We start from the raw sequence: 26,284 nt of genomic DNA, 5'->3' as shown, positions 1-26,284 counted from the left end.
CGCGCCGTCGCGCGGGGCACCGTCGCCCTGCGCGCCCGCGACCGGTACGCCGCCGCGGCCCTGGGCGGCGGCCGTGTCGGCGCGGTGGTCGCTCCGGCCGGCCGGCTCCTGTTCGCCCTGGACATCACCGTCCGGGAGGACCGGATCACCGCCTACGAGGTGATCGCCGACCCCGCCGCGCTGTCCCGCCTGCCGCTGTCCGTGCTGGACGCCCCCGAGCCCGCGGAGCCCGCGGAGCCCGCAGCGGCCCCGGGCGACCGGTCGTGGCCGCCCGGGTGAGGACGCGCGGCCCGAGCCCGGCCGGAGATCCCACCGGGCCGGGCGGCGCGGCCGAGCCCCCAAGGGTTCCAGGGCCCGGGGTGTCGGCCTCCCCGGGCTCCGGACTACGGGCTCCGGGCTGCGGGCTCCGGGGTGTCAGGCGGGCGGCTCCGTGATCGTGATCGCGCCGACGGGGCAGGCCTTCGCGGCGACGCGGGCCATCGGGTCGGCCGCGCCGGTCTCCGGGTCGGTCAGCAGGGTGCTGAAGCCCTCGTCGTCCTGGGTGAACACGTGCGGGGCGGCCAGGGCGCACTGGCCGGCGCCGATGCAGACGTCCTTGTCGATGTCGATGGGCATGACGGCAGCCTCTTACCAGGTCACGGGGAGTTCCAGCATCCCCTGGATCGTGTCGCCGGGTTTGAAGGGGATCTCCTGCGGCGGGGCCGCGAGCCGGAGGCCGGGCAGCCGCCGCACCAGGGCGCCCAGGGCGATCTCCAGTTCGGCGCGGGCGAGGTTCTGGCCCAGGCACTGGTGGATGCCGAAGCCGAAGGAGACGTGGTGGCGGGTCGAGCGGTGGAAGTCCAGCGCGTCGGGAGCCGGGTAGACGTCCTGGTCGCGGTTGATGACAGAGGTCGAGAAGACCACGCCGTCGCCGGCCCGGATCGTGGCGCCGGCCACCTCGATGTCCTCGGTGGCCTGCCGCAGCAGTCCGTCGGCGATGGACAGCAGCCGCATCAGCTCCTCGACCGCGGCGGGCAGCAGCGCCGGATCCGCGCGCAGTTCGGCCAGCCGGCCCGGGTGCTGGAGCAGGGTGTAGGTGCCCAGCGAGATCATGTTGGCGGTGGTCTCGTGCCCGGCGACGAGCAGGATGACCGCCAGCGAGATCACCTCCGCGCGGTCCGGTCCGCCGTCGGCCGGCCGCTGCCGGACCAGCTCGTCCAGCACCCCCTCGCCCGGTTCCTCGCGCTTGCGGTCGATCAGGTCGCCCAGGTACTCCTCCAGCCGGTCGCGCGCGTCCAGCGTGTCGGCGACGTCCGGTCCGCGCAGCAGCCGCCTGGACTGCTCCTCGAAGAACTCGTGGTCGGCGTAGGGCACGCCGAGCAGCTCGCAGATCACCATGGAGGGCACGGGCAGCGCGAACGCGCCGACCAGTTCGGCGGGCGGCCCCTGCGCGATCATCGCGTCGAGCAGGTCGTCGACGATGTGCTGGATGCGCGGCCGGAGCGCGGCGGCCCGTTTGAGGGTGAAGCTGGGCACCATCATGCGCCGCTGGGAGCGGTGCTCGGGATCGTCGACGCCGAGGAGCGCGAGCCGGCGGTCGCGGGCCGCCGCGAAGCGGGGCGTGGTGGTGGGGAAGCCGTCCCGGGTGCGGTCGCTGGACAGGCGCGGGTCGGCCAGCAGGGCGCGGGCCAGGGCGTGCCCGGTGACGAGCCAGGCCGGGCGGCCGTCGTACAGGGTGACGCGGGACAGCGGCCGGTCGGTGCGCAGCGGGTCGTAGCCCGTGGGCGGGTGGTACGGGCAGGAGCGGTCCTGCGGGAACGCGACGGGCTCGGAGGCGTGGGGGGCGGTGGTCGGGTCCGGCATGGAAGACCTCGCAGACGAAGGGTGCGTCGTGCCGATCTTCATTAGATGCCCGGGGCATCTATTAGGCGACGGCAAGTTCGGCCAGATCGCCGTCGTGCGGCATCTGGCCGACAAACGTCTCCTTCGCATCGTAGTCCGGATACCGGGCCGGGGCCCCGTCGGCGGAGACCGGCCACGCCCGCGGGCGGTGTTCGGCCACGCCGGGCGGGGCGGAGCGCCGTACGGCGCCGGCGGGCGCCCCGGACCGGCCGTCCGCGCCGGTCGTCCGCGCGCCGGCGGGCGCCGGCGGCGCGGGGGCTGGCGGGATACGGCCGTCCGGTGGCCGGGGCGCCCATCCGGATCGCGCCGGGTGGTAGGGATGGAGGGGTGCCGGCGCCGACGCCGAACGGCGGCGCCCCGCCGGGCACCCGGATGCGAGGAGAGGACGGACGCCATGCCTCTTGAGGGCGAGTACGAGCCCAGCCCCACCCAGTGGGTGCGGGAGCAGGTGGAGTTGTACGAGAGCTCCGGCGGCACCGAGGGGACCACACTCAAGGACACCGGACTGCCGGTGATCCTGCTGACCACGCGCGGGGCGCGCAGCGGCCGGATCCGCAAGACGCCGCTGATGCGGGTGGAGCACGACGGGCGCTACGCCGTGGTGGCCTCGCAGGGCGGCGCGCCCACGCACCCGTTCTGGTACTTCAACCTCAAGGCCGACCCGCGGGTCGAGTTGCGGGACGGGCCGGCGCTGCGGGACATGACGGCCCGTGAGGTCACCGGGGCCGAGAAGGCGCAGTGGTGGGAGCGGGCGGTCGCCGCGTTCCCGCCGTACGCCGAGTACCAGGAGAAGACCTCGCGCCCGATCCCGGTGTTCGTGCTGGAGGCGGCCGACGGGCACTGAGCCCGCGGGCGCCGAGCCGGCGGGCGCCGGGAAGAAACCCGGCGGGGCCGCGCATGGAGCGGCGCCGGTCCGGGCACCCGTCCTTCAGGCCCCGCCGCGCTCCCCCGTCGCGGCGGGGCTTTCCCGTGCCTCCTCGGCGGGACGGTCGGTGACGTCCAGGAAGATCTGGTCGGCGTCGGGGACGGTGCGGGCGATCGACCGCTTGATGCGCATCGCGACCTCCTCGACGCGCTCGCTGTCCAGACCGGGGGCCAGGTCGATCCGGGCGGCCACCAGCATGGAGTCGAGGCCCATCTTCATGGTGAACAGCGCCTCCACGCTGTCGATCTCGGGCTGCGCCCGCAGCAGGGAGCCGATCCGGCCGCTCAGCTCCGGGTCCGCGGCCTCGCCGATCAGCTGGTCGCGGGCGTCGCAGCCGAGCCGGTAGGCGACGTAGACGAGCAGCGCGCCGATCGCGAGCGAGGCGGACGCCTCCCACACGACCTGCCCGGTGATCCAGTGCAGCGCCATGCCGATCATGGCGAGGGTGACGCCGAGCACCGCGGTGCCGTCCTCGGCGACGACCGTGCGCAGCGCCGGGTCGCGCAGGCCGCTGCTGCCGCCCTGCTTGCGCACCTGGTGCAGCGCCCGCAGCAGGGAGACGCCTTCGGCGACGAGGGAGACGGCGAGGACGATCAGGCCCACGGTGTAGCCGAGGAAGTCCTCGTGCGCGCCGTTGCGCAGGGCCTCGACGCCCTGGAAGACGGAGAAGCAGCCGCCCATGACGAAGATGCCGACGGCGGCGAGCAGCGACCAGAAGAAGCGCTCCTTGCCGTAGCCGAAGGGGTGCTTGCGGTCGGCGGGGCGGCGGCTGCGGCGCAGCGCGGCCAGCAGGAAGATCTCGTTGAAGCTGTCGGCGACCGAGTGCGCCGCCTCCGACAGCAGGGCCGGGGAGTGGGCGATGATCCCGCCGACCGCCTTGGCGACGGCGATGACCAGGTTGGCCATGAGCGCCACCAGTACGGTGACGCGGGTCTTGCTGTCGGCGGACGGCCCGTCGTCCGCGCCCGGGTCCCGCCCGGCGCTCCCGTCCGTGCCGGGTTCCGTGTCGTGCCCGGTGTGGTGCGCCGTCTCCGGCCGTGTGCCGTGCTCCGTGGTGCTCCCCCTCCCCCGCCGGTCCGTGCGGTCCGTGTGGTCCGTCGCCTGGGCCTTCTCGTGCTCCTTGGGTGTCCCGCTCACGATTCGCCGACTGCCCGCGCTCCGTGCCGCTCACACCGTGCCGTCGGCGGATTTCGGGGAACGCGGTCACGGGAGAGCGCTACGGCAGGGAGGACGGGCATGAGTGACGCGGGCGGCGGCAACAGCGCCTACGGCCACAAGGCCTTCAAGCGGTCCAAGAGCCACTTCGCGGACCGGATCACCGCCGACGGACGGGACGGCTGGCCGGTTCGGGCGGGGCGGTACCGGCTGGTGGTCAGCCGCGCCTGCCCGTGGGCCGGCCGGGCGCTGGTGTCACGGCGGCTGCTCGGTCTGGAGGACGCCGTGTCGCTGGCCGTCGCCGACCCGATCCAGGACGACCGCAGCTGGCGCTTCACGCTCGACCCCGACGGCCGGGACCCGGTCCTCGGCATCCGCTACCTGAGCGAGGCGTACGACCGGCGGGAGGCCGGCTACCCGAGCGGGGTGAGCGTGCCGGCGATCGTGGACGTGCCCAGCGGCGCGCTGGTCACCAACGACTACCAGCAAATCACCCTGGACTTCGCCACCGAGTGGGGCGACCTGCACCGGCCGGGGGCGCCGGACCTGTATCCGCGGGCGCGGCGCGACGAGATCGACGCGGTGATGGCCGAGGTGTACGAGGACGTCAACAACGGTGTGTACCGGGCGGGTTTCGCGGCCGGCCAGGAGGAGTACGAGGCGGCGTGCGCGGGGGTGTTCCGGCGGCTGGAGGCGCTGGCGGAGCGGCTGGCCGGGCAGCGCTACCTGGTCGGCGACACGATCACCGAGGCGGACATCCGGCTGTTCACCACACTGGTCCGTTTCGACGCCGTGTATCACGGACACTTCAAGTGCAACCGCTGGAAGCTGGCGGAGAATCCGGTGCTGTGGGCGTACATCCGCGATCTGTACCAGACGCCCGGATTCGGTGACACGGTCGACTTCGACCACATCAAGCGGCACTACTACCAGGTGCACACGGGCATCAACCCGACCGGCATCGTGCCCCTGGGGCCCGACCTGGGCGGGTGGCTGACGCCGCATCACCGTGCGGAGCTGGGCGGCCGGCCCTTCGGCGAGGGGACGCCGCCCGGACCGGTGCCGCACGGCGAGGAGGTCCCGCCGCGGGGCAGGCCCTGACCTTCCCCGGCCCCTCGCCCGTACGACGTACCCGAACAAGGAGACACAGGTGGCCAAGAAGAAGAAGTTCCCGCTCGCCTACCAGCCCGTCGGCTTCGTGCTGGGCTGGGCCGGCGGCGCCGTGGCCGGGAAGGCGTTCCGCGCGGTGTGGAAGGCGGTCCGGCACGAGGACGACGCCCCCGACGCGCTGGACGCGGACCGCCGCTGGGGCGAGATCCTGCTGGCGGCGGCGGTCCAGGGCGCCATCTTCGCGGTGGTGCGCAGCGCCGTGGACCGCGCGGGCGCCACGGCCATCGAACGCACGACGGGCGTGTGGCCCACGAAGGACGACCACGGCCGCGACTGAGCCCTTCGGCCGCCCGCGCGGCTGAGTCCCTTCAGTAGCCCCGCGGCCCGGCCGCGGGGCTCGCCGGACGACGTGTCCGAGGACACGGACCGGCGGGCCCCGCGGCCGTTTCGCGCGCGCTCCCGCTTCGTGCGCGCTCCGTGCCGGGTCCCGTCCGTCCCCGGATCGGCCGGCGCCGGGCGGTCAGCCCTGTTTGGGGGCCGTTTGGCGGGTGCGGCGCAGGGTGAAGGTGTGGCCGGCCGGGTCGGAGCAGCCGCGCTCCTCGTACGGGCCGGGGCCTTCCTTGGCCTCCAGGGGGCGGCCGCCGAGTTCCACCACCTTGCGCTCCGCCGCGTCGAGGTCCTCCACCAGGAAGTCCAGGTGGGCCTGCAGGGAGTTCTCCGGGCGCGGCCAGCTCGGCGGGGTGGCGTTGGCGTCGCGCCGGAAGGCGAGCCGCAGTCCGTCGGCGGACTTGATCTCCACCAGGTTGGCCCCGGCGTCCGTCTCCTCGGCCTGGAGCAACTCCTTGTAGAACACGGCGAGTTTTTCGGGCTCGGCGCAGTCGAGGACGACGACGCCCGCGGTGACCAGTGGCATGTCTTCTCCGGAAGGGTCCGGCGGCGGTACCCGGTTGTCCTGCCGCCCTCCCTTCCTGATGTCCCCGCCCCGTCGTTTCAGTCGGCGCCCCCGCCGCCGCCCGCGCGCCGGGGGGCGGAACTCGGCCAAAGAGACGCGAGGCTCCGCGCGACTCGGCCGCAATGCGATGACATATGTCAACCGAACATGCTGGAATTCACTCGTTCGAGGGTAATTTGCAGGGCGGGGGCGGCAGTTGTGCCGGGTGACGGCCCGTCCCGCCGCCGTATGGGGCCGGTTGGAGGCGAAGTGTCGTGGCGAACGTTCCCGAGCCGCTCGACCGGCAGCTGCGCGTCCGCAGGGTGCGCGGGCACATCGTGCTGGAGTTCCTCGGCGAGATCGACATCGCCGCGGCCGAACGGATCACGCCATTCCTGGACCGGGTGACGGCCCGCCGCGAGGCCCGGGTGGTGATCGACCTGAGCGGGGTGGACTTCTTCGACTGCTCCGGACTGCGCCTGCTCTACCGCGCCCGCACCCGGCTCCTCGACCAGGACGGCGAACTGCGCCTGGTGTGCGCGCACCCGCTGACCCTGCGCGTCCTGAGGGTCACCGGCCTGGCCCGGCTGCTGCCTCCGCGCCCGACGCTGACTGCGGCCCTGGAGCGGCCCGAGGCCCACTCCGGCTGCCGGTGACCCGCCCGGCGGGCCGCTCCTCGCGCGGCGCGTCGAACAGCGCGCTGACCGACTCCCCGTTGTGGATGCGCCGCACCGCCTCGGCGAGCGCGGGCGCGATGGACAGCACCCGCAGCTTGCCCCGCCCCGGCCCGCGCTCCTCCCCCGCGCCCCCGGCCCGCGCGGGCCCGTCCGCCGCGCCGTCGCCCACCGGCACCGGCACGGTGTTGGTGCACACCACCTCCAGCACGTCCGGCTGCCCGGTCAGCCGCTCCAGCGCGCCCGCCGCGAACAGGCCGTGCGTGCAGGCGACCCGGATGGACCGCGGCCCCGACTCGCGCAGCCGGTCCAGCAGTTCCAGCACCGTGCTGCCCTTGGCGATCTCGTCGTCCAGCACGATCACGTCCCGCCCCGCCACCTCCCCGATGACCGAGCTGATGCTCACCCGGTCGTCCGGGTAGCGCTGCTTGGCCCCGGCGGCCACCTGGGCGCCGATCAGCCGGGCGAACGCGGCGGCCTCCTTGGCGTTGCCGAGGTCCGGCGAGACGACGGTGGTCCGGGACAGGTCGAGGCGCGAGAAGTGCGCGGCCAGCTCGCGCAGCGCGTGCAGATGGTCGACGGGGACCGAGAAGAAGCCGTGCACCTGCGGGGAGTGCAGCGTCATCGCCAGCACCCGGCCCGCGCCCGCCGCGACCAGCAGATCGGCCACCAGCCGGCCGCCCAGGGAGATGCGCGGGGCGTCCTTCTTGTCGGAGCGGGCGTAGGAGTAGTGCGGCATCACGACGGTGATCCGGCCGGCGGAGGCGCCGCGCGCCGCGTCGCACATCATCAGCAGCTCGACCAGGTGCTCCTGCACCGGCTTGACCAGCGGCTGGATCAGGAACACGTCCCGCTCGCGGCAGTTGGCCCGCAGCTGCACCTCCAGGCAGTCGTTGGCGAACCGGCTGACCCGCGTCGGGCTGAGCGGCACCCCCAGATGGGCGCAGACCTCGGCCGCGAGTGCCGGGTGGGCGCTGCCGCTGAACACCGCGATGTCTCGCACGATCCGCTCCTCGCCTGATCATTCGGACGGCACCGGGCCGAGTCCCTGTCGCCCCGGGTTCCCCGGCCGGACGGTTCAAGGCACCAACCGGACCGTCTGCGACGGGTTTTGGCGGGCATCCGCTGTGGAGATGTGAGGAGAGAGGAGGGTCCCCCATGACGACGTCCACCGAAAGACCGCGTCGGCGCGTCCCCGGCTGGGCGAAGGCGCTGGGCGCGCTGGTGCTGGTGCTGGTCGTGCTGTTCGCCGGCATCCGGCTGGCGGTGCTGCCGGGCATCAAGGACCTGTTCGGCACCGAGACGCACGACCGCTCGGGCCCCGCGCTCCTGAGGTCGGTGCGGGACATGAGCCGCTACGACGCCGCGTCCGGCAACTTCCAGGTCGTCGTGGACCTGGAGAAGGACGCCAAGTACCTGCCCGACGCGATCCGCGGCTCGCGCACCCTGTACGTCGGGGCCGGCACCGTGGACGCCTACGTCGACCTCGGCAAGCTGGGCGACCAGGACGTGACGGTCGACGAGGACCGCACCTCGGCCACGCTCCGCCTGCCGCACGCGCGCTTGGGCACCCCGGCCCTGGACGCGGACCACTCCTACGCCGTCTCCAAGCAGCGCGGGCTGCTGAACCGGCTCGGCGACCTGTTCTCGGACAACCCCAACAGCGAGCAGGCCGTGCAGCGGCTGGCGGTCCAGCACATCGGCGAGGCGGCCAAGGACAGCGGGCTGACCGCGCGGGCCGAGACCAACACCCGGGACATGCTCCAGGGCCTGCTGAAGTCCCTCGGCTTCACCGAGGTGCACATCACCTACGTCACCTGACCGGCGTCGCGGCGTCCGGTCAGCCGAGGACTCCCGGCAGCGCCAGCGCCCCGAGGAGCGCGACGCCGACCAGCAGCCAGGCCACGTAGTCGCCGACGTGCCCGGACTGCAGGCGTCTGAGCGGCAGGGCCCAGCCGGGTGCGGCCAGCAGGCGCGGCCGGGCGACGGCGAGGCCCGCGACGGCCACCGCCAGCGCGGTCGACAGCAGGTCCAGCAGGATCCCGGTCGCGGTCCAGTGCACGGCGGAGAACACCCCCCGGGCGCCGGACTCGTCCACGCGCTCCCCCACCGCGTGGGCGAAGCCGGGGACCGCGCCGACGGCGAGCGCCGCGACCAGCAGGACGGCCGGGACCGACCGCATGGTGGCCGGGATCCGGTCCAGGCGCTGACGGGTCTCCGGTTCCTCGCCGGAGCCGGACGTCTCGTCCTCCTCGCGTTCCTCGTCCCGCGGTTCCCCGGGCCGGGGGCCGAGGCCGAGGAAGACGCGGGCGGCAACCCGCAGCACCGCGGCCCCGGTGAGCGCGGAGGCGGCGATGTACAGGGCGGTGAGCGGGCCGCCCACGGCCTCCTCGCTGACGGCCTTGCCGAGGCCGGTCCCGAAGGGCGGCAGCCCGGCCAGGGCGAGGGCGCCGACGCCGAACATGATGCCGACGCCGCGCAGTTCCCGGGCGCGGCCGTGCAGAGAGAACTCGTCGACGCTGCCGTAGCGGTCGAGCAGCATGCCGGCGCAGGCGAACAGGGCGGCCTTCACTCCGGCGTGGGCGAGGACGTACAGGGCGGTGCCCTCGTCGGCCTGGGCCTTGAGGACGCCGACGCCGACGAGGAACAGCCCGGTGTGGGCGATGGTGGAGAAGGCGAGCAGGCGTTTGATGTGCCGCTGGTACCAGCACATCACCGCGCCGACGGCGGCGGTCAGCACGCCGAGCGTCACCAGCGCCCGGGTGGCGTCGGCCGCGGGGATGCCGCCGGGCCCGGAGAAGACCAGCCCGTACACCCGCCAGACGCCGTAGACGCCGAGTTCCACCATGACCCCGGACAGCAGCATGCACACCGGGGTGGGGGCGACGGCGTGCGCGTCGGGCAGCCAGAACTGGAAGGGCACGGCGGCCGCCTTGACCAGCAGGCCGGTCAGGAACAGCACGAAGCCGGCCAGGGTGAGCGCGTCGGGTCCGTGGCCGGCGGCCGCCGCGTCCAGGCCTTGGCCGATCTTCGCCATGCCCAGTTCGCCGGTGCGGGCGTAGAGCAGGGCGATGCCCATGAGCATGAAGTAGGCGCCCAGCGAGTTGACGAGGGCGAAGCCCAGGGCGCCCTGCACGGCCTTGGCCTCGTCGATGCGGTACCCGGTCAGGGCGTAGGCGACGACGCTCATCAGTTCGAAGAAGACGAAGGCGTTGAACAGGTCGCCGGCGAGCGCGAAGCCGCACATGCCGCCCTGGAAGAGCAGCAGCAGCGCGGGGAACGAGCCGGTGTGGCCGCGCGGCGGTTCGTCGAAGTAGTGCCAGGAGTACGCCAGCGCGGCCAGCGTCAGCAGCGAGACCAGCGTGACCATGCCGAGGCTCGCGCCGTCCCCCACCAGGACGATGCCGACGCTCTCGCCGCCCTTCGGGAACCAGCCGCCGACCCATGCGGCCATCGGCGGGGTGGAGTGCAGCAGGAGCAGCCCCGCCAGCGCGGCGGTGACCGCGGCGACCAGGCAGCCGAAGGTCTCCGCGACCGGCCGGGGCAGCCGTCGGCCGCCCGCGACGAGCAGCGCGGCGCCCAGCAGCGGAACCGCGGGCAGCAGCGGCAGCAGACGGTGCATCAGCCGCGCAGCTCCCTCAGCTCGTCGGGATCGACGGTGCCGTGCCGCTTGGAGATCTGCACGGTCAGCGCGAGCAGCAGCGCGGTCACCGTCGCGCCGACCACGACGTCGGTGAGGGTGAGCGCCTGCACGACGGGGTCCACCACGGGCCGTGAGCCGGGCGCGAGGTCGGAGAAGACCGGGGCGGTGGCGCCGTCGCGGTAGCCGACGGCCAGCAGCAGCACATAGGTCGCCGACTGGCACACGGCCAGGCAGCCCACGGCGTGGATCAGGTTGCGGCTGGTGGCCAGCCCGTAGCAGCCGATCAGGAACACGTACGCGGCGATCAGGTACGGAAGGACGTGCAGGACGGCGCTCACGGCGTTCTCACTCTCCGTTCTCCCCGTTCTCCCCGTTCTTCCCATCCATCCCGTTCGTCCCGTTATCGCCGTTCTTCCCGTTCTCCCGCACGTTCTCCTCCACGATCTCGACGGCCTGGTCCAGGAAGCGGGCGAGCAGCACGACGACGGCGCAGGCGACCTCCATGCCGATGGCCGCGTTCAGCAGCGGGACCGTGCCGCCGGACGACAGCGTGTTGAACGTGCCGAGCGGCAGCAGGGTGTTGGCGAGGAACGCGGTGCCGGCCAGCACCCCGGCGAAGCCCAGGACGAGGTAGGCGGCGGCCGACAGCGCGTCCGCGATCTCGTACGCCTCGACGGGCCGGACGCGTTCCAGGGCGGCGTAGTCGGCGCCCAGGTACATCAGGTGCAGCGCGGTCGCGGCGACCACACCGCCCTGGAAGCCGCCGCCGGGGCTGAGCTGGCCGTGGGCGATGACGTAGAGGCCGGTGACCAGCGCGACGGGCAGCGTGCTCAGCGCGTAGCGGCGCACGGGGGCGGCGACCTCGGCCGGCCGGGGCGGGTCGCGGTGCTCGTCGCGGGCCTGGCGCAGCAGGACGACGCAGCCGAGGACGGCCGCGAAGAGGATCGACATCTCGCCCATCGTGTCGAAGGCGCGCTGGTCGAAGTTGACGGAGGCGATGGTGTTGGCGGTGCGCCGGGCCAGGGCGGCGGCCACGGCGCGGTCGCCGTAGGGGTGGCGGGCGCCGCCGAAGGCGGGCAGCCGCAGGCACGCGGCGACGAGCAGGGCGGCCAGGCCCGAGCCGCCGAGGAGCACCAGCCACAGGCGTGCGCGCCGGCTCACTCGGGGCCGTCCTTCGGCGCGGCGGAGCGGCGGCGGACCTTGCGCACCGTCAGCATGATCAGCAGCGGGGTCAGGGCCGAGCCGACGGCGAGCTGGGAGAGTCCGACGTCGGGCGCCTGGAGCACGGTGAAGAGCACGGCGAGGACGGTGCCGAGGACCGCCAGCACCAGGGCCTGGCGTGTGGGGTCGCGGTTGAGGACGGCCGAGGTCGCGCAGCCGGCGACGGCCAGCAGGGCCAGGACGATCAGCGCGTCAGCCACGGTCCACCGCCGCGAAGCCGCCGGACAGCGCCCGGGAGGCCATGAGGTTCCCGCCGATCAGCAGCGCGCCGATGAGCAGGAGCTTCACCATGGCCCGGCCGGGCCCGGCGACCGCGCACAGCACGGTGACGACGACCGCGCCGACGGCCGCGGCGGCCCAGGTCAGGCCCCAGGCGCGGGGCGGGTCGTCGGTGAGTTCGTCGGCGAGCAGCCGGGCGAAGACCAGGGTGCCGACCGGGCCGAGCAGCGCCAGCAGCAGCGCCAGGTCGACGTAGGAGGTGCGGCCGTAGCCCTGGGCGAGCAGCAGCAGGCCGGGGCAGACCATGGCGGTGGACAGGTTCTGGGCGGTGACGCGGCGGCCCAGCGGCCCGGTGGACACGCCCCACAGGCCCGCGCCGAGGCCCACGGCCAGGACCGCGGTCGCCGCCAGGAGCCAGCCGTTCACCGGCGGACCACCGCCCGCCGGCCGGCCCGCGCGACCAGCGCGCCCACGCCCGCCGCGCCCGCGCCGACCGCCCGTTCCAGGGGGTACACGGTGCTGATCAGCATCAGCCAGAACACCAGGAGGGCCGCCCACCACAGCGCCACCTCGCCCGCGGCGAGGAGCGCGGAACGTGCCCTCACCCGCCACCTCCGCCGGTCCGGTCGTCGTCCTCGTCGCTGTGCGCCGCAGTGCCGTACGGCGTCTGTCGGCATCCAAACACCGGGCCGGCCGCGGGACGGGCGGCGGCGCGCGGGTCTGGGGCCCGGTTGCCCCGACAGCAGCAACGGAAACCGGGCGGGCGCCCTGGCCGGGAGCGGCGGGGCGGCGGCCGGGCGACGGTATCGCGGCGTGGTTCGCGGGTAACCGGCTTGTCAACCATGGACGTTGACGACTGGAGGATGCCATGGACCGCTGGGCGCTCCGCCCGCGTGGCCGTACGCGCCCGCACACCGCCGCCACCACCGCCGCCGGCCCGGACGCCGGGTGCGGCGGCCTGCCGGGCGGCGGCGGGGTCCTGCGCGGGGGCGGATCCGCGCGCGGGGGCGCGTCCCGCCGGGGCGGGTTCGCGCGCCGCCGGCCGGGACTGGACCGCAAGGAGCCGGTCGCGGCCGAGTCGCGGCGCGCGGCGCCGGCCGAGAGCGTCGAACGCCGGCCCGCGCCCTGGCCGCTGCGGCTGCTGGCGATGGTGTGCGCGTTCGTCTTCATGGTGGCGTTCGCCGTCGTCCTGGCCCGGCTGACCCTGGAGCCGTCGCCCGCCTCCGCGTCGCTGGCGCACACCAATCTGCGGCCGGGCGCTTCGCTGCGGGCCTATCTGGACGCGCCGGCGCTGCGCGAGGCGGTCAAGCAGATCGGCGGGAACGTGCTGCTCGGGGTGCCGTTCGGGGTGCTGGTGCCGGTGGTGGCGCCGCGGGCGCGCGGGATGCTCAAGGTGCTGCTGCTGACCGCGACGGTGATGCTGCTGGTGGAGTTCGCGCAGGGCGCGCTGATCACCGGGCGGGCCTTCGACGTCGACGACGTCATCCTCAACACGGCCGGGGCGCTGCTGGGTTACCTGCTCGTGGGCCGCCGGATGGGACGGGCCGTACACGCCCGCAAGCGGCGCGTGAAGGTGTGAACGAGTCGGCGGGCTGGTCCGGACCAGGGTATTGACGCCCCCTTAGTTCACTCCTTAAATCAAGAGGCGACACTCTTCCCCCATCCCCCACGACTGTCGGCGCGCCCCCGCACGGGCCGCCGTACGGAAGGGAGAGCCGTGGCCCGTCCACGTGTGCTCCGCAGATGTCTCCTCGCCGCCCTGTCCGCCGTCCTGGTCGGTTCCGCCGCGGTCGGCACGGCGCAGGCGGACCCGGCCGCCGCCCCCGCGGCGGCGGCCGCGGCGACGTTCTCCGACACCTTCGACGGCCCGGCCGGTTCGGCCGTCGACTCCGGCAAGTGGCAGCTGGAGACCGGCGACAACGTCAGCAATCACGAACGGCAGTACTACACCTCGGGCACCAAGAACGCCGCCCTGGACGGCCAGGGCCACCTGGTCATCACCGCCCGCCGCGAGAACCCCGCCAACTACCAGTGCTGGTACGGGACATGCCAGTACACCTCGGCGCGGCTGAACACCTCGGGGAAGTTCTCCGCGCAGTACGGGCACGTCGAGGCGCGGATGAAGATACCGCGCGGGCAGGGCATGTGGCCGGCGTTCTGGATGCTGGGCACCGACATCGGGCAGGTCGGCTGGCCCAACTCCGGTGAGATCGACGTGATGGAGAACGTCGGCTTCGAGCCCTCCACGGTCCACGGCACGATCCACGGACCGGGCTACTCGGGCTCGGCCGGCATCGGCGCGCCGTACTCGCTGCCGAACGGGCAGGCGTTCGCGGACGCGTTCCACACCTACGCCGTCGACTGGGCGCCCGACTCGATCACCTGGTCGGTGGACGGCACCGTCTACCAGCGCCGCACGCCCGCCGATCTGGGCGGCAAGACGTGGGTGTTCAACAAGCCGTTCTTCCTCATCCTGAACCTCGCGGTGGGCGGCTACTGGCCGGGCGACCCGGACGGCTCGACCTCCTTCCCGCAGCAGCTGGTGGTCGACTCGGTCTCGGTCACCACGAGCGGCACGCCGAGCGGCGGCAAGGCGATCAAGGGGCTGGCCGGCAAGTGCGCGGACGTGGCCGCCGGCGGCACCGCCAACGGCACCGCGGTCCAGCTCTACGACTGCAACGGCACCGCCGCCCAGCAGTGGACGGTCGGCTCCGACGGCACGCTGCGGGCGCTGGGCAAGTGCCTGGACGTGAAGGACAACGGCACCGCCGACGGCTCCCAGGTCCAGCTGTGGGACTGCACCGGCGGGGCGAACCAGAAGTGGGCGATCTCCTCGGCCAACGACATCGTCAACCCGCAGGCGAACAAGTGCCTGGACGTCCCCAGCGCCAACTCCGCCAACGGCACCCGGCTGCAGATCTGGACCTGCAACGGCACCGCCGCCCAGAAGTGGACGGTGGGCTGACCCACGGCGGACCGGCGAGGGCCGGCGCCGGGCGGCCCGACGGCGGGTGACGCGTGGCGTACGGAGCCGGTGGCGGCGGATGCTAGTGCCGGCTCCAGGTGAACTTGTCGCCCCCGACCCAGCGGACCACGTCCGGGTCGTCCAGGTCGTGGACGCGGATGCCGAACGCGGCGGCGGCCTGGAGGACGTCGGTGACGGTCCTGGCCTCGCCGACGACCTCGCCGTCGATCTCCACGATGCGGAACGGCGGGGTGCCCGGCTGTACCCCGAGCACCATGATCCGCGGCTGCGATATGTAGGGGCTCGCGCTCTCCGTCATGTCATCCAGCCTAGGTCGCGGCCGCCCGACATGCCGGTTCCGGCACCGGCCCCGGTCACGGCCGCCGCCAGTCGTCGCCGGTCAGGTGCGAGCCGGCCATCGGGCCCATCCGGAGCATCCCGCCGTCCACGCTCCAGGAGGCGCCGGTGACGTAGGAGGCGTCGGGGCCGGCCAGGAAGGCGATGACGGCGGCGACCTCACGGGCGTCGCCGGGCCGGCCCAGCGGCACTCCGGGGCGGTGCTGGGTCTGGACGTCGGTGTCCTCCTGGCCGGTCATGGGCGTGGCGATCTCGCCGGGCGCCACCGCGTTCACGGTGATGCCGTGCTCGGCCAGCTCCAGCGCCATCACCTGGGTGAGCAGCCCGAGACCGCCCTTGGCCGCGCAGTACGGGGCGGCGCCCACCCGCGGCTGGTGCTCGTGCACCGAGGTGACGTTGACGATCCGGCCGCCGCCGCCCTGCGCGATCATCCGCCGGGCCGCCTTCTGCCCCAGCAGGAACGGCCCGGCCAGGTCCACGTCCAGCACCCGGCGCAGGTCGTCCAGGCCCAGGTCGAGGTAGGGCGTGGCGGTGCCGGTGCCCGAGCAGTTGACCAGGACGTCGACCCGGCCGCCGAGGTCGTCGGCCAGCTCGTCCAGGGCGTCGGCCGCCTCCGGCAGCCGGGTGAGGTCCATCCGGGTGACGGCCGCCCGGCGGCCCTGGGCGCGGACCTCCTCGGCGGTCCGTTCGGCGCCCTTCTCGTCGCTGTGCCAGGTGATCCCGATGTCAAGACCGGCTTCGGCGAGACGTACGGCGGTGGCGCGGCCGATGCCGGAGTCGGCGCCGGTGATCACGGCCACCCGGGCGGCGGCCGACGTGGGGTCGGACATGACACGGACCTCCTGGTGAGGGCGACGGCGGGAACGAGGCACCGCAGTACCCGGGCCCGTCCCGGGCAAACCGGGCCGCCGCCGCGCCGCCCTGGCGGGTGCGGGTCCGGGGCGCCGGGGAACCCTGGTGGCGGAGGTGGCGATGGACCCTGTCGAGGCACTGGAGCAGATCGCTTTCCTGCTGGAGCGGTCCGGGGCGCCGACCTACCGCGTGCGCGCCTTCCGCACGGCGGCCGGCGTGCTGGGCGGGCTGCCCGCCGGCGAGACGGCCGAGCGCGCGGCGGCCGGGACCCTGGAGTCGCTCAAGGGCGTCGGCCCGAAGACCGCGCAGGTGGCGCGCGAGGCCCTGGCCGGAGAGACGCCCGGCTATCTGCGCACGCTGGAGCAGGAGGCCGGGCGACCGCTCGCCCGGGGCGGCGAGGCGCTGCGGGCGCTGCTGCGCGGCGACTGCCACCTGCACTCCGACTGGTCCGACGGCGGCAGTCCGATCGCCGCGATGGGCCGGGCCGCGGCGGCGCTCGGGCACGAGTGGGCGGTGCTCACCGACCACTCGCCGCGGCTGACGGTGGCCCGCGGGCTGTCCCCGCAGCGGCTGCGCGAGCAGCTCGACGTGGTGGCGGAGCTGAACGAGACCTGGGCGCCGTTCCGGCTGCTGACCGGCATCGAGTGCGACATCCTCGACGACGGCTCGCTCGACCAGGAGCCCGAGCTGCTCGAACGGCTGGACGTCGTGGTGGTGTCGGTCCACTCCAAGCTGCGGATGGACGCCCGCTCGATGACCCGGCGCATGGTGGCCGCCGTCCGCGATCCGCACTCCGACGTGCTCGGGCACTGCACCGGACGGCTCGTGACCGGGCGGGGGCGGCCCGAGTCGGAGTTCGACGCGGACGCGGTGCTCGCCGCGTGCGCCGAGACCGGGACCGCGCTGGAGATCAACAGCCGCCCCGAGCGGCTCGACCCGCCGCGGCCGCTGCTGCGGCGCGCGGTCGAGGCGGGCGTGCTGTTCGCCGTCGACACCGACGCCCACGCCCCGGGCCAGCTGGACTGGCAGGCGTACGGCTGCGCACGGGCCGAGGAGTGCGGGGTGCCGGCCGGACGGGTGGTGACGACCTGGTCCGCGGACGAGCTGCTGACCTGGACGCGCGAGCGGCGCCCACCGGCCCGGGCGGCGGCCGGCTGACCCGGTCCGAGTGGTGGTGGGCCGGTGCGGGTACTCGGGCCCGCACCGACAAGCAGCAGTGGGAGGACTCCCGTAATGGACCGTGCCGCCGTGTTCGACGTCGACGGAACCCTCGTCGACACCAACCACCTCCACGTCGTCACCTGGTGGGAGGCCTTCCGGCAGGCGGGCCACCGGGTGCCCATGCACGCCATCCACCGTTCCGTGGGGCTCGGCTCGACCGATCTCATCGCCCGGCTGCTCGGCGAGGACCGCGACAAGGACCGGGACGAGGAGCTGAACGCCGCCCACACCACGCTCTACGCCCAGTACTTCGACCGGCTGCCCGCGTTCGAGGACGCCGGCCGGCTGCTGCGGCGCCTGCACGAGAACGACTGGGCGGTGGTGCTGGCCACCTCGGCGAGCGGTCCTGAGCTGGACGCGCTGCGCAAGGCGCTCGACGCGGACGACGCCATCACCGCCACGGCCAGCGCCGACGACGTGGAACAGGGCAAGCCCGCGCCCGAGCCCGTCGAGCACGCCCTCGAACTGGCCGGAGTGGACCCCGGGCGGGCGGTGTTCGTCGGCGACACGGTCTGGGACATGCGGGCCGGCAGCCGGGCCGGGGTGCGCTGCGTGGCCGTGCTGTGCGGGGGCATCGCCCGCGCCGATCTGGAGGAGGCGGGCGCGACGGAGGTCTACCGGGACCCCGCCGACCTGCTGGCGTCCCTGGCGGACGGGCCACTGGCCTGAGGTGTGTCGGGGCAGGGCCATCGGCCTGGGGTCTGCCGGGCAGGGCCACCGGCCTGGGGTCCACAGGTCCGGGTGGCGGTCCGCCTGGGAAACCGCCGCCCACCGGGCGAAAAATGTGATGATGATCCCGCTTAGTACCCCGTGGCCTTCGGATACCCGGCCCGCATGACGCGCGCACCGCAGAGCCCAGGGCCGACTTCACCGCCGGACGCGCCACAGGAGCCCCGCGGCCGGCCGGGCGACCGGTGGCGCGCCGCCGTCCGGCTGCTCGCCGTCCGCCCGGTGCACGCCGTCCGCGCCGAGGCCGCCCGCGTCGCGCGGGCCGTCCGGGCGGTCGGGCGCGGGCCCGGCCGGGAGCGGGACCTGCTGGCGCAGTCGCTGAAGGCGGCCGGCGCGGCCCTGCTGGCCTGGGTCGTGGCGAAGAACCTGATGGGCGACCCGATGGCCCTGATGGCGCCGTGGGTGGCGCTGGTCCTGGTGCAGGCCACGGTGTACAGCTCGCTGCGGCGGGCGGCGCAGCAGTGCACGGCGATCTGCGCCGGGACGCTCCTCGCCTCGGGCGCGGAGGCGGTCACCGGCGACACCCTGGGCGCGCTCGCGATCTGCCTGCCGCTGCTGATGCTGCTGGCGAACTGGTCGCGCTTCGGCGACCAGGGCGTCTACGGCGCCACCACGGCGGTGTTCACGCTGGCGGCGGGCAGCGTCTCGGCCGCCTCGGTCGGGCACCGGCTGGGCCAGACCCTGCTGGGCGCGGTGATCGGGGTGGCCGTCAACGCGCTGATCCTGCCGCCGATCCATCTGCGGGACGTGCGGGACAACCTCGCGGCCGTCGCCCGGGAGACCGGTGACGTGCTGTGCGCGGTCGCCGAGGAGTTGCGCGACGGGGAGTGGGACGCCCGCACCGCGGCCGAGTGGTCGCGCCGCTCGGCCCGGCTGGAGCACCGGCTGGAGACGCTGCACTCGGCCCGCCGCTGGAGCCGGGAGAGCCTGCGGCTGATGGACCGCCCGCTGCGGGCGCTGCGCCGGCCCCCCTCGTACGTGCCGCCGGACTCGGAGGACGAGCGCTGGAGCCGGATCACCGGGCACGTACGGGCGCTGACCCGCACGCTCGCGATCGCGGCCGACGAGGACCGCGCGCCGCAGCCGCCGGACCCGGAGGTGCTGGTGACGTACGCGAAGCTGCTGGAGCTGATCGGGCGGGCCTGCCACGCCGAGGGCGACCGGCTGCTCGGCGAGCGCGGTGAGCGGACGGACGCGGACGGGTCCGAGGAGGAGGGCGAGCGGGACCGCCGGGAGCTGCACCACCGGCTGCAGGACGTGCTGCGCGAGCACGCGGGCCGGGAGACGGCCCGGACCACGGTGCTCGGGTCGCTGCTGCTCCAGGCGGAGAGCCTGTGGGCGGAGGCGGTGCCGGCCGCCGTGCGGGCGCCGGAGCGGGAGGCAGCGGCGGCCGGGCGCACCGCGGCGGAACCGGAGTGACGCGGATCACCACGTCAGCGGGCCGACGCCGGAACACCGACGGGTGGTTCTCCGTTGAACCAACTGTGGGTGCGGATGGGACAGTGTCCCCGGGCCTCACCTATTGCCCACAGGGACGATCGTTCGGCTGAAGCCCTGTGGAGCGACTCGCCGAGAGGCGACCGCCATGCGCGCCCACGCAAGACCGCCCCGGTCGTGATTCCCCCGTCACGGCCGGGGCTTTCCCCTGTCCGGGTGTCCTGGTGTCCGCGCGGCCGCGTGGCCACGCGGACGATGTCAGCGCGGCGGGTGTCCGGGCGGCCGGGTGGCCCGGGTGCGCGCCGTCGGCGGGGCTTGACTTCGAGAGCGCTCCAATCCGTAGCGTGCCGGTCATGAGCACTTCGGCACAGCACAAGATCGGTTCGGGTTTCGGCGCGACGAGCACCGCCGAGGACGTCCTGCGCGGCATCGACCTCACCGGGAAGCTCGCCCTGGTCACGGGCGGCTATTCGGGTCTGGGACTGGAGACGACGCGCGCGCTGACCGGGGCGGGCGCCCGGGTGGTCGTACCGGCCCGGCGGCCGGACACCGCGCGCGAGGCCCTGGCGGGCGTACCCGGCGTAGAGGTGGACGAGCTGGACCTCGGCGACCTGGAGAGCGTCCGCGCCTTCGCCGAGCGGTTCCTCGGCTCCGGCCGCTCCCTGGACCTCGTCATCGGCAACGCCGGGATCATGGCCTGCCCCGAGACCCGGGTCGGACCCGGCTGGGAGACCCAGTTCGCGACCAACCACCTCGGACACTTCGCCCTGGTCAACCGGCTGTGGCCGGCGATCGAGCCGGGAGGCGCCCGGGTGGTCTCGGTCTCCTCGCGCGGCCACCAGCTCTCCGACGTCCGGTGGGACGACGTCCACTGGCGACGGGGCTACGACAAGTGGCTCGCCTACGGGCAGGCCAAGACCGCCAACTCCCTGTTCGCCGTCGGCCTCGACGCCCGCGCCCGGGACCGCGGCGTACGCGCCTTCGCCCTGCACCCCGGCGGCATCCTCACTCCGCTCCAGCGCCATCTGGAGCAGCGGGAGATGATCGAGCGCGGCTGGATCGACGAGAACGGCACCGTGCTCCACCCCGAGCACTTCAAGACCCCGCAGCAGGGCGCCGCCACTCAGGTGTGGGCGGCCACCTCCCCGCGGCTGGACGGCCTGGGCGGGCTCTACCTGGAGGACTGCGACGTCGCCGAGCCCGCCCGGGAGGGCACGGAGACCCGGGACGGCGGGCTGGGTGACGGCGTGAAGTCCTGGGCCGTCGACCCCGCCGGGGCGGCCCGCCTGTGGGATCTCTCGGCGGAGCTGACGGGCGTGAACGCGTTCGCGTGAGGTGCGGGCCGGAGCGGCGCGGGCCGGCGGTGCGCGGCCGGGTTGAGCCGCGGGGACCGCGGTACTCGGGTGCGCGTCGTCAGTCGCCGGCCGAGAGGAGTCCCAGGTGAGCAGCGCTTCGGGCAGCAGGATCGTCGTCACGGGCGCCACCGGCAACGTCGGTACCAGCGTCGTCCGTCTGCTCTCCGAGGACCCGGAGGTGGCCTCGGTCCGGGGCCTGGCTCGCCGGATCCCCGACTGGTCGCCGCCGAAGACGGAGTGGGCGGCCGTGGACGTGGCCTCCGAACAGGCCGGACTGGCCGCCGAGTTCGAGGGCGCGGACGCGGTGATCCACCTCGCCTGGGCGTTCCAGCCGACGCACGACCCGGCCACGACCTGGCGCACCAACGTCCTGGGCAGCATCCGGGTCTTCGAGGCGGTGGCCGCCGCCCGGGTGCCGGCCTTGGTGCACGCCTCCTCGGTCGGCGCGTACTCGCCCGGCCCCAAGGACCGGCCCGTGGACGAGTCCTGGCCGACCCACGGCTGGCCGGACGCGGCGTACACCCGGGAGAAGGCGTACCTGGAACGGACTCTGGACACCTTCGAACGCGACCACCCCGGCGTCCGGGTGGTGCGGATGCGGCCGGCGTTCCTGTTCAAGGCGGAGTCGGCGAGCGAGCAGCGGCGCATCTTCGGCGGCCGGTTCCTGCCCGGGCCGCTGGCCCGGCCGGAGCTGCTGCCGTTCCTGCCGGACGTCCCCGGGCTGCGGGTGCAGGCCCTGCACACGGACGACGGCGCGCGCGCCTACCAGCTCGCGCTGCGCCGGGAGGTGCGCGGGGCGTTCAACCTGGCCGCGGACCCACCGCTGGACGCCAAGGTGCTGGGCGAGCTGCTGGACGCCCGGCCGGTGCGGCTGCCGCGCACCGCGGCGCGCTCGGCGATCGCCGCCGCCTGGGGGCTGCGCCTGCTGCCCGCCTCCCCGCACCTGTTCGACGCGGTGCTCCGCCTGCCCCTGATGGACTGCACCCGGGCCCACACCGAGCTGGGCTGGCGCCCCCGGCGTACGGCCGTCGAGGTGATCCAGGAGTTCCTGGAGGGGCTCCAGCGCGGTGCGGGCGCGGACACCGCACCCATGCGGGGCCGCAAGGTCGGCTGAGCCGGCGCGGCCCCGGGGGCGGCGACCCGCGCGGGAGCCGCCCGTGGACGCCTGGGGTAGGCGGCGCGGGCGTACGTCAGCCGGACGGCTCCTCCGGCTCGGGCTGCTCCTCGGGGTGCACCGCGCCCGCGGAGGGGGAGCCGCCGCCGGGGCCCGTGCCCGCCTCGTCGGTGTCGGGCACGTCGTCGCCGGCGTCGGGCTCGGAGCGGGCGGCCCTGGCCATCGCGGTCCGGTCGGCCGCCTCCCAGGGATCCTCGTCGCCCTGGGCCTGCTGGTCGGGCATGTCACGCGGGACGGGCGCGCCGTTCTCGCCGGGTGCGGCGCGGTGGTCGTCGGTCACGGGGAACTCCCTTCGCGTCGGTGGGGCCCCCGCGCGTCAGGGGGCGACCCGCGGGTACCTCCGCGATGACCTGCGAAACCTCCCCGCCGGGCGGCGTCTGCGCCCGGCCGCGGGGCTCCGTCGGCCGGGCGGGCACGACGTAGCGGCCGCTCGGCAGGCGGGCCGGGACCCGCGTCGTGGCAGCGCTCGTCCAGGGTCCCGCGCCGCCGCGCGCCGTGGCACACTGTCCGGCGGTCCAGCCGGCGCCCGGACCTCGGCCGAACCGGGCCCTGGCCGCCGGCCGGGACGCCGCGCGGGACCGCCCGCACGACGCCTCCCGCCGTGCGGGCGGTCCCGCGCCCTTCCGCGCCGTCGGACCGGCGGCCCTCCCTCCCCCGGCTCCCGGATCCGCGCCGAAGGGCGCACCGCCGCCGGCCGCCCCTCCCCGTGCCTACGCCCTGCGCTCCTCCAGCGCGGTCTGCCAGGCCGGCAGCCGGTCCTGGGCGACGGGTTCGGCGCGCCGGCCGCCGCGGGTGAAGAAGTCGGCGAGCGGCAGGATCGCGGCGCCGACGGTGACCGCGTCGGGGCCGAGCCGGCCGAGCTCCACGGTCACGTTCTCCGCCGGGTGGCGCAGCGCGTACGCGGTGGCGTGGCGGCGTACGGCGGGCAGGAAACGGGGGCCGAGCTGGAGGCCGGCCCAGCCGCCGATGAGGATGCGCTCGGGCTGGAAGAGGTTGATCAGGTCGGACAGGCCGGCGCCCAGGTACTCGGCGGTCTCCTCCAGGACGCCGAGCGCGACCGGGTCGGCGTCCTGGCCCTCGGGCGGGTAGGCGGCGGCCAGCATGGCGGTCAGCGCGGTCTCCTCGTCGGCGTCGCGCGGCGGCCGCCCGCCCTCCTCGCGCCAGCGGGCCAGCAGGGACTCCGCACCGGCGTACGCCTCCAGGCAGCCCAGCGCGCCGCACCGGCAGCGCCGCCCCCGCACCCGGACCGTCAGGTGCCCCCACTCCACGGCCCGGCCGCGCTCCACCTCGGGGGTGACCAGGCAGGCGCCGACGCCCGAGCCGAACAGCACCACGACCGCGTTGCCCGCGCCGCGCCCGGCGCCGAACCACATCTCGGCCTGGCCGAGCGTCTTGGCGCCGTTGTCGATGAAGTAGGGGACGCTGTCGGGCAGCCGGGAATCGGTGCGCAGCAGCGCTTCCAGGGGCACCGCGTTCCAGCCGATGGTCTGGCCGTGCACGACGGCGCCCCGGTCGGGGGTGTGCTCGACGATGCCGGGGACGCCGATGCCGACGCCCAAAAGCCGTTCGGGCGCCAGGTGCGCGGCGGCCAGGACCTCGGCGATGCCGTCCCGAACGTGCCCGGTGATCACGTCGACGTCGTAGCGCTGGGGGGTCAGCGGGCGCTCGGCGCGGGCGAGTTCGGTCAGGGCGAGGTCGAACAGCTCGATGCGGACCCGGGTCTCGCCGACGTCCACGCCGATCATGTGGCCGCTGGCCGGGGACACCCGCAGCAGGGTGCGCGGCCGGCCGCCGTCGGAGTCGACGCTGCCGGCCTCCTCGACCAGTCCGTCGGCGACCAGGTCCGCGACGACGTTGCTGATCGATCCGGAGCTGAGCCCGGTCGCCGGGCCCAGTTCGAAGCGGCTGAGGGGCCCGTCGAAGTACAGCCGCTGGAGTACGGCCGTGCGGTTGGCCCGCCTGAGATCGCGCACCGTGCGCCCGTTCCGCCCCGCCGCCATGTGGCTCCCTTGTCCGAACCCTGCCCGACCTGCAACATACCGCCGCGAGCCACCCCGACGCGACTTATTCGACCCCTTAGTCCACGCAATAAATTAAGACGTGTCCGACTCTCGGGCCTGTCCTGGCAAAGGATACGGAACCGCCATCCGCCCGAGGTGACCCGTACCGCCCGAAATTCACTGGCCTCCGGGGCCGCGGCCTGCCTACCCTAGCCGCGTAACTAAAACCCTTAGGCATTTCGCCGTCTTCCGCAGGAGCCCCCGATGAGACCGCTCACCGAGCAGGACATCCGCACCTCGTTCGTCAACTGCTCCAAGGGCGAGGCCAAGCGGCTGGCCGTGCCGCGCGACCTCGGCGAGCTGCCCTGGGACGACCTGGACTTCCTGGGCTGGCGCGATCCGGGCGCGCCCGACCGCAGCCATCTGGTCACCGAGCGGGACGGCCGGCCGGTCGGCATCGCGCTGCGCTTCCCGGCCGTCCGGCGCGGCTTCCTGCACCGCAGCATGTGCTCGCTGTGCCTGACCACGCACCCCGGCGGCGGGGTCTCGCTGATGACGGCCCGCAAGGCCGGCCCGGCGGGCCGCGAGGGCAACTCGGTCGGCCTTTACATGTGCACCGATCTGGCCTGCCCCCTGTACGTGCGCGGCAAGAAGGTCCCCGACTCCGGCGCCCGCTTCGAGGAGAGCCTGACGGTGGCCGAGCAGATCGACCGGATGAAAGGCAATCTGGCGGCCTTCCTGGACAAGCTCCACACCTGACGCCCGGGCCGTTCGCGGCCCCGGGCCGGGCCGGTCGCGGGTCCGCGACCAGCGGCCCCGGACGGTCGCACTCGGCGCCGACCACGTTCGACGCGAAGGCGAACGGGGAACAGCGCAAGGAATGCAAGATGTACGTGAGTGGATCTCGTCCTTCGTCAGGCTGGTGCGGCGGCACCGCGATCCGGTGGTCGTCCAGGCCTTCCGGTCGACGGTCGCGGCGACGGTCGCCTATGTGTTCGCGAAATGGCTGAGCCCCGAGCCGGCCCCGCTGACCGCCCCGCTGACCGCGCTGCTGGTCGTGCAGGTCACCCTCTTCGCGACGCTGACCACCAGTATCCGCCGGGTCAACGCGGTGGTGGCCGGCGTGATCGTCGCCATCGCCTTCTCCCTCCTGGTGGGCCTGACCTGGTGGAGTCTGGCGCTGGTGATCCTGGCCGGGCTGGCCGTCGGCCACCTGGTGCGGGTGGACGAGTTCGTGGCCGAGGTGGCGATCAGCGCGATGCTCGTGCTGGGCGTCACCACGGTCGGCAGCACCGCCTGGGCGCGGATCGTGGAGACGCTGATCGGCGCGGTGGTCGGCATGGCCTGCAATCTGCTGCTCGCTCCCCCGCTGTGGACCGAGCAGGCGGGCGAGTCGATCGAGGGCCTGGCGCGCCGGATGCGCCGGCTGATGCTGCGCATGGGCGACCAGGTGACCGGCGACACCCCGGTGGAGCAGGCCGCCGAGCGGCTGCACGAGGCGCGCCGCCTCGACCACGACATCGCCGACGTGGACGCGGCCCTGCGGCAGGCCGAGGACAGCCTCCGGCTGAACCCGCGGGTCCGGGAGGGGCTGCTGCACCGGGTGGTGCTGCGCACCGGTCTGGACACGCTGGAGATCTGCACGGTGGTGCTGCGGGTGCTGGCGCGCAGCCTGACCGACCTGGCCAAGGAGCGCGAGCCGGAGCCGCTGTTCTCGCCGCAGACGGGGCCCGCGGTGCAGCAGCTGCTGTGCGAGATCTCCGACGCGGTGGTCAGCTACGCGGTGCTGGTGACCACCGACGTGAGCGTGAGCGCGGAGTCGGCCGAGTCCCGGCTCGCCGCCGAGCTGCGGCAGGCCGCGGTCACCCGCGACAAGCTGGCGCAGCTGATGCTGGAGGAGATCCAGCGCGACGCGAGCCAGTGGCAGCTCCAGGGCGCGGTGCTGACCGAGGTGAACCGCATCATCGACGAGATGGACACCGAGCACCGTTCCAAGCGGCTGCTGGAGGAGCTGGACCGGCACACGCGGGCACAGCGCGAGCGCAGGTCGCGGCTGACCCGGTTCGCGGACCGGCTGGGCGCACCGGTCAAGCGGCGACGGAGCCGGGACGGCGGCCGGTAGGGGCGACGGGCGCGGGGCGGTTGCAGGTGGCCCCGTGCCACATGGGGCGGCGGTGCGTTGCGGTGGGTGCAACGATGGTTGCCGCTCTTGCCGTTCGCGGGCGGTCCGGGCCAAGGTGTGGGGCGGACCGGGACAGTCGACGACCTGAGGTGCGGACATGGACGGTGGGGCAGGAGTGTCGCGCGGCTGGAGCAGGCGCCGCTTCGTGGGGGCGGTGACGGGGGCCGCCGCGGTGGCGGGGCTCCCGGCGCGGGCGGCCCCGCCGGCCGGGCGGCGCTGCTCAGGCTCGCCGAGGCGGGCGCGACCGTCGTCG

General features: G+C 74.6%; 29 protein-coding genes and 1 pseudogene. 15 read left to right on the top strand and 15 right to left on the bottom strand.

The window, feature by feature from the left end; genetic code table 11:
• Positions 1-279 (top strand): annotated as a pseudogene (locus ABEB07_RS19640) (RNA polymerase subunit sigma-70); the annotation flags it as partial.
• A 135-nt stretch (positions 280-414) separates the two neighbouring features.
• Here the strand turns inward: ABEB07_RS19640 and ABEB07_RS19635 are convergent.
• Both ABEB07_RS19635 and ABEB07_RS19630 read right to left on the bottom strand, forming a co-directional pair.
• Entirely contained in the window at positions 415-615 is a 201-nt protein-coding gene (locus ABEB07_RS19635; RefSeq protein ID WP_176151487.1) for a ferredoxin, read from the bottom strand.
• Between the two features lie 12 nt (positions 616-627).
• On the bottom strand, positions 628-1,842 hold the full coding sequence (locus ABEB07_RS19630; RefSeq protein WP_176151486.1) for a cytochrome P450: 1,215 nt from the start codon (positions 1,840-1,842) through the stop codon (positions 628-630).
• A 433-nt stretch (positions 1,843-2,275) separates the two neighbouring features.
• On the opposite strand from ABEB07_RS19630, the gene ABEB07_RS19625 reads away from it, so the two are divergent.
• Positions 2,276-2,725: a nitroreductase family deazaflavin-dependent oxidoreductase gene (locus ABEB07_RS19625; protein WP_176151485.1), complete on the top strand. Its 450-nt coding sequence runs from the start codon at positions 2,276-2,278 to the stop codon at positions 2,723-2,725.
• Between the two features lie 84 nt (positions 2,726-2,809).
• Here the strand turns inward: ABEB07_RS19625 and ABEB07_RS19620 are convergent, their stop codons facing one another.
• A complete protein-coding gene (locus tag ABEB07_RS19620) occupies positions 2,810-3,724 on the bottom strand; it encodes a cation diffusion facilitator family transporter (protein ID WP_345669514.1) in 915 nt (304 codons plus the stop codon).
• Positions 3,725-4,042: 318 nt separating this feature from the next.
• Here ABEB07_RS19620 and ABEB07_RS19615 point away from each other — a divergent pair, with 318 nt between their 5' ends.
• A complete protein-coding gene (locus tag ABEB07_RS19615; RefSeq protein ID WP_345669511.1) occupies positions 4,043-5,062 on the top strand; it encodes a glutathione S-transferase family protein in 1,020 nt (339 codons plus the stop codon).
• A 49-nt stretch (positions 5,063-5,111) separates the two neighbouring features.
• Positions 5,112-5,408: a DUF4235 domain-containing protein gene (locus ABEB07_RS19610; RefSeq protein WP_164585785.1), complete on the top strand. Its 297-nt coding sequence runs from the start codon at positions 5,112-5,114 to the stop codon at positions 5,406-5,408.
• A gap of 183 nt (positions 5,409-5,591) precedes the next feature.
• Here ABEB07_RS19610 and ABEB07_RS19605 read toward each other — a convergent pair whose 3' ends face one another.
• Complete coding sequence (locus tag ABEB07_RS19605; protein WP_164585786.1) at positions 5,592-5,984, bottom strand: VOC family protein; 393 nt, start codon at positions 5,982-5,984, stop codon at positions 5,592-5,594.
• Between the two features lie 293 nt (positions 5,985-6,277).
• Here ABEB07_RS19605 and ABEB07_RS19600 point away from each other — a divergent pair, with 293 nt between their 5' ends.
• Positions 6,278-6,658: an anti-sigma factor antagonist gene (locus ABEB07_RS19600; protein ID WP_164585787.1), complete on the top strand. Its 381-nt coding sequence runs from the start codon at positions 6,278-6,280 to the stop codon at positions 6,656-6,658.
• On the opposite strand, the gene ABEB07_RS19595 is transcribed toward ABEB07_RS19600, so the two are convergent.
• Complete coding sequence (locus ABEB07_RS19595; RefSeq protein WP_425589042.1) at positions 6,573-7,679, bottom strand: ribose-phosphate diphosphokinase; 1,107 nt, start codon at positions 7,677-7,679, stop codon at positions 6,573-6,575. The two genes, ABEB07_RS19600 and ABEB07_RS19595, sit on opposite strands and share 86 nt — an antisense overlap.
• Positions 7,680-7,834: 155 nt before the next feature.
• On the opposite strand from ABEB07_RS19595, the gene ABEB07_RS19590 reads away from it, so the two are divergent.
• Complete coding sequence (locus ABEB07_RS19590) at positions 7,835-8,497, top strand: DUF4230 domain-containing protein (RefSeq protein ID WP_176151482.1); 663 nt, start codon at positions 7,835-7,837, stop codon at positions 8,495-8,497.
• Between the two features lie 19 nt (positions 8,498-8,516).
• On the opposite strand, the gene ABEB07_RS19585 is transcribed toward ABEB07_RS19590, so the two are convergent.
• From ABEB07_RS19585 to ABEB07_RS19560, 6 genes are read right to left on the bottom strand one after another with little or no spacing between them, the layout of a single operon-like run.
• On the bottom strand, positions 8,517-10,298 hold the full coding sequence (locus ABEB07_RS19585; RefSeq protein ID WP_345669510.1) for a complex I subunit 5 family protein: 1,782 nt from the start codon (positions 10,296-10,298) through the stop codon (positions 8,517-8,519).
• On the bottom strand, positions 10,298-10,645 hold the full coding sequence (locus ABEB07_RS19580) for a sodium:proton antiporter (protein WP_164585795.1): 348 nt from the start codon (positions 10,643-10,645) through the stop codon (positions 10,298-10,300). The genes ABEB07_RS19585 and ABEB07_RS19580 overlap by 1 nt, the downstream gene beginning before the upstream one ends.
• A gap of 19 nt (positions 10,646-10,664) precedes the next feature.
• Positions 10,665-11,480, bottom strand: coding sequence for an MnhB domain-containing protein (locus tag ABEB07_RS19575; protein WP_176151479.1), 816 nt, complete (start codon positions 11,478-11,480; stop codon positions 10,665-10,667).
• On the bottom strand, positions 11,477-11,740 hold the full coding sequence (locus ABEB07_RS19570) for a Na(+)/H(+) antiporter subunit B (protein ID WP_164585791.1): 264 nt from the start codon (positions 11,738-11,740) through the stop codon (positions 11,477-11,479). The genes ABEB07_RS19575 and ABEB07_RS19570 overlap by 4 nt, the downstream gene beginning before the upstream one ends.
• Positions 11,733-12,185 (bottom strand): monovalent cation/H+ antiporter complex subunit F, encoded by a 453-nt coding sequence (locus tag ABEB07_RS19565; protein ID WP_176151478.1) that lies wholly within the window; start codon positions 12,183-12,185, stop codon positions 11,733-11,735. Before ABEB07_RS19565 ends, ABEB07_RS19570 begins: the two co-directional genes overlap by 8 nt.
• On the bottom strand, positions 12,182-12,364 hold the full coding sequence (locus ABEB07_RS19560) for a hypothetical protein (RefSeq protein ID WP_176151477.1): 183 nt from the start codon (positions 12,362-12,364) through the stop codon (positions 12,182-12,184). Before ABEB07_RS19560 ends, ABEB07_RS19565 begins: the two co-directional genes overlap by 4 nt.
• A gap of 443 nt (positions 12,365-12,807) precedes the next feature.
• Between ABEB07_RS19560 and ABEB07_RS19555 the strand changes: the two genes are divergently transcribed.
• Positions 12,808-13,338: a VanZ family protein gene (locus tag ABEB07_RS19555; protein ID WP_345669513.1), complete on the top strand. Its 531-nt coding sequence runs from the start codon at positions 12,808-12,810 to the stop codon at positions 13,336-13,338.
• A 138-nt stretch (positions 13,339-13,476) separates the two neighbouring features.
• A complete protein-coding gene (locus tag ABEB07_RS19550; RefSeq protein ID WP_176151476.1) occupies positions 13,477-14,724 on the top strand; it encodes a lectin in 1,248 nt (415 codons plus the stop codon).
• An 82-nt stretch (positions 14,725-14,806) separates the two neighbouring features.
• On the opposite strand, the gene ABEB07_RS19545 is transcribed toward ABEB07_RS19550, so the two are convergent.
• Positions 14,807-15,043: a hypothetical protein gene (locus ABEB07_RS19545; RefSeq protein WP_345669507.1), complete on the bottom strand. Its 237-nt coding sequence runs from the start codon at positions 15,041-15,043 to the stop codon at positions 14,807-14,809.
• 55 nt (positions 15,044-15,098) lie between these two features.
• Positions 15,099-15,911: an SDR family oxidoreductase gene (locus ABEB07_RS19540; RefSeq protein ID WP_345669506.1), complete on the bottom strand. Its 813-nt coding sequence runs from the start codon at positions 15,909-15,911 to the stop codon at positions 15,099-15,101.
• Between the two features lie 142 nt (positions 15,912-16,053).
• Here ABEB07_RS19540 and ABEB07_RS19535 point away from each other — a divergent pair, with 142 nt between their 5' ends.
• From ABEB07_RS19535 to ABEB07_RS19515, 5 genes are all read left to right on the top strand, one after another.
• Positions 16,054-17,091 (top strand): PHP domain-containing protein, encoded by a 1,038-nt coding sequence (locus tag ABEB07_RS19535; RefSeq protein ID WP_345669505.1) that lies wholly within the window; start codon positions 16,054-16,056, stop codon positions 17,089-17,091.
• A gap of 75 nt (positions 17,092-17,166) precedes the next feature.
• Positions 17,167-17,823: an HAD family hydrolase gene (locus ABEB07_RS19530; RefSeq protein WP_345669504.1), complete on the top strand. Its 657-nt coding sequence runs from the start codon at positions 17,167-17,169 to the stop codon at positions 17,821-17,823.
• A 165-nt stretch (positions 17,824-17,988) separates the two neighbouring features.
• Complete coding sequence (locus ABEB07_RS19525) at positions 17,989-19,302, top strand: FUSC family protein (RefSeq protein WP_345669503.1); 1,314 nt, start codon at positions 17,989-17,991, stop codon at positions 19,300-19,302.
• Between the two features lie 371 nt (positions 19,303-19,673).
• Complete coding sequence (locus tag ABEB07_RS19520; RefSeq protein ID WP_345669502.1) at positions 19,674-20,654, top strand: SDR family NAD(P)-dependent oxidoreductase; 981 nt, start codon at positions 19,674-19,676, stop codon at positions 20,652-20,654.
• A gap of 106 nt (positions 20,655-20,760) precedes the next feature.
• Complete coding sequence (locus tag ABEB07_RS19515) at positions 20,761-21,789, top strand: SDR family oxidoreductase (RefSeq protein ID WP_345669501.1); 1,029 nt, start codon at positions 20,761-20,763, stop codon at positions 21,787-21,789.
• Between the two features lie 76 nt (positions 21,790-21,865).
• On the opposite strand, the gene ABEB07_RS19510 is transcribed toward ABEB07_RS19515, so the two are convergent.
• Positions 21,866-22,129 carry a hypothetical protein gene (locus ABEB07_RS19510; protein ID WP_425589041.1) on the bottom strand — a complete coding sequence of 88 codons (264 nt, stop codon included), beginning with the start codon at positions 22,127-22,129 and terminating at the stop codon, positions 21,866-21,868.
• Positions 22,130-22,559: 430 nt separating this feature from the next.
• Positions 22,560-23,849, bottom strand: a complete 1,290-nt coding sequence (locus ABEB07_RS19505; RefSeq protein ID WP_176151469.1) for an ROK family transcriptional regulator — start codon at positions 23,847-23,849, stop codon at positions 22,560-22,562.
• A gap of 264 nt (positions 23,850-24,113) precedes the next feature.
• Between ABEB07_RS19505 and ABEB07_RS19500 the strand changes: the two genes are divergently transcribed.
• Complete coding sequence (locus ABEB07_RS19500; RefSeq protein ID WP_176151468.1) at positions 24,114-24,608, top strand: FBP domain-containing protein; 495 nt, start codon at positions 24,114-24,116, stop codon at positions 24,606-24,608.
• 121 nt (positions 24,609-24,729) lie between these two features.
• Positions 24,730-25,971: an FUSC family protein gene (locus tag ABEB07_RS19495; protein WP_164584164.1), complete on the top strand. Its 1,242-nt coding sequence runs from the start codon at positions 24,730-24,732 to the stop codon at positions 25,969-25,971.
• Positions 25,972-26,284 lie beyond the last annotated feature (313 nt).

Origin of the sequence: Streptomyces similanensis, from assembly GCF_039543625.1 — a bacterium.
In the GTDB taxonomy this organism is placed as follows: Bacteria; Actinomycetota; Actinomycetes; order Streptomycetales; family Streptomycetaceae; genus Streptomyces; species Streptomyces similanensis.
This window is presented reverse-complemented; position numbering and strand designations above follow the sequence as displayed.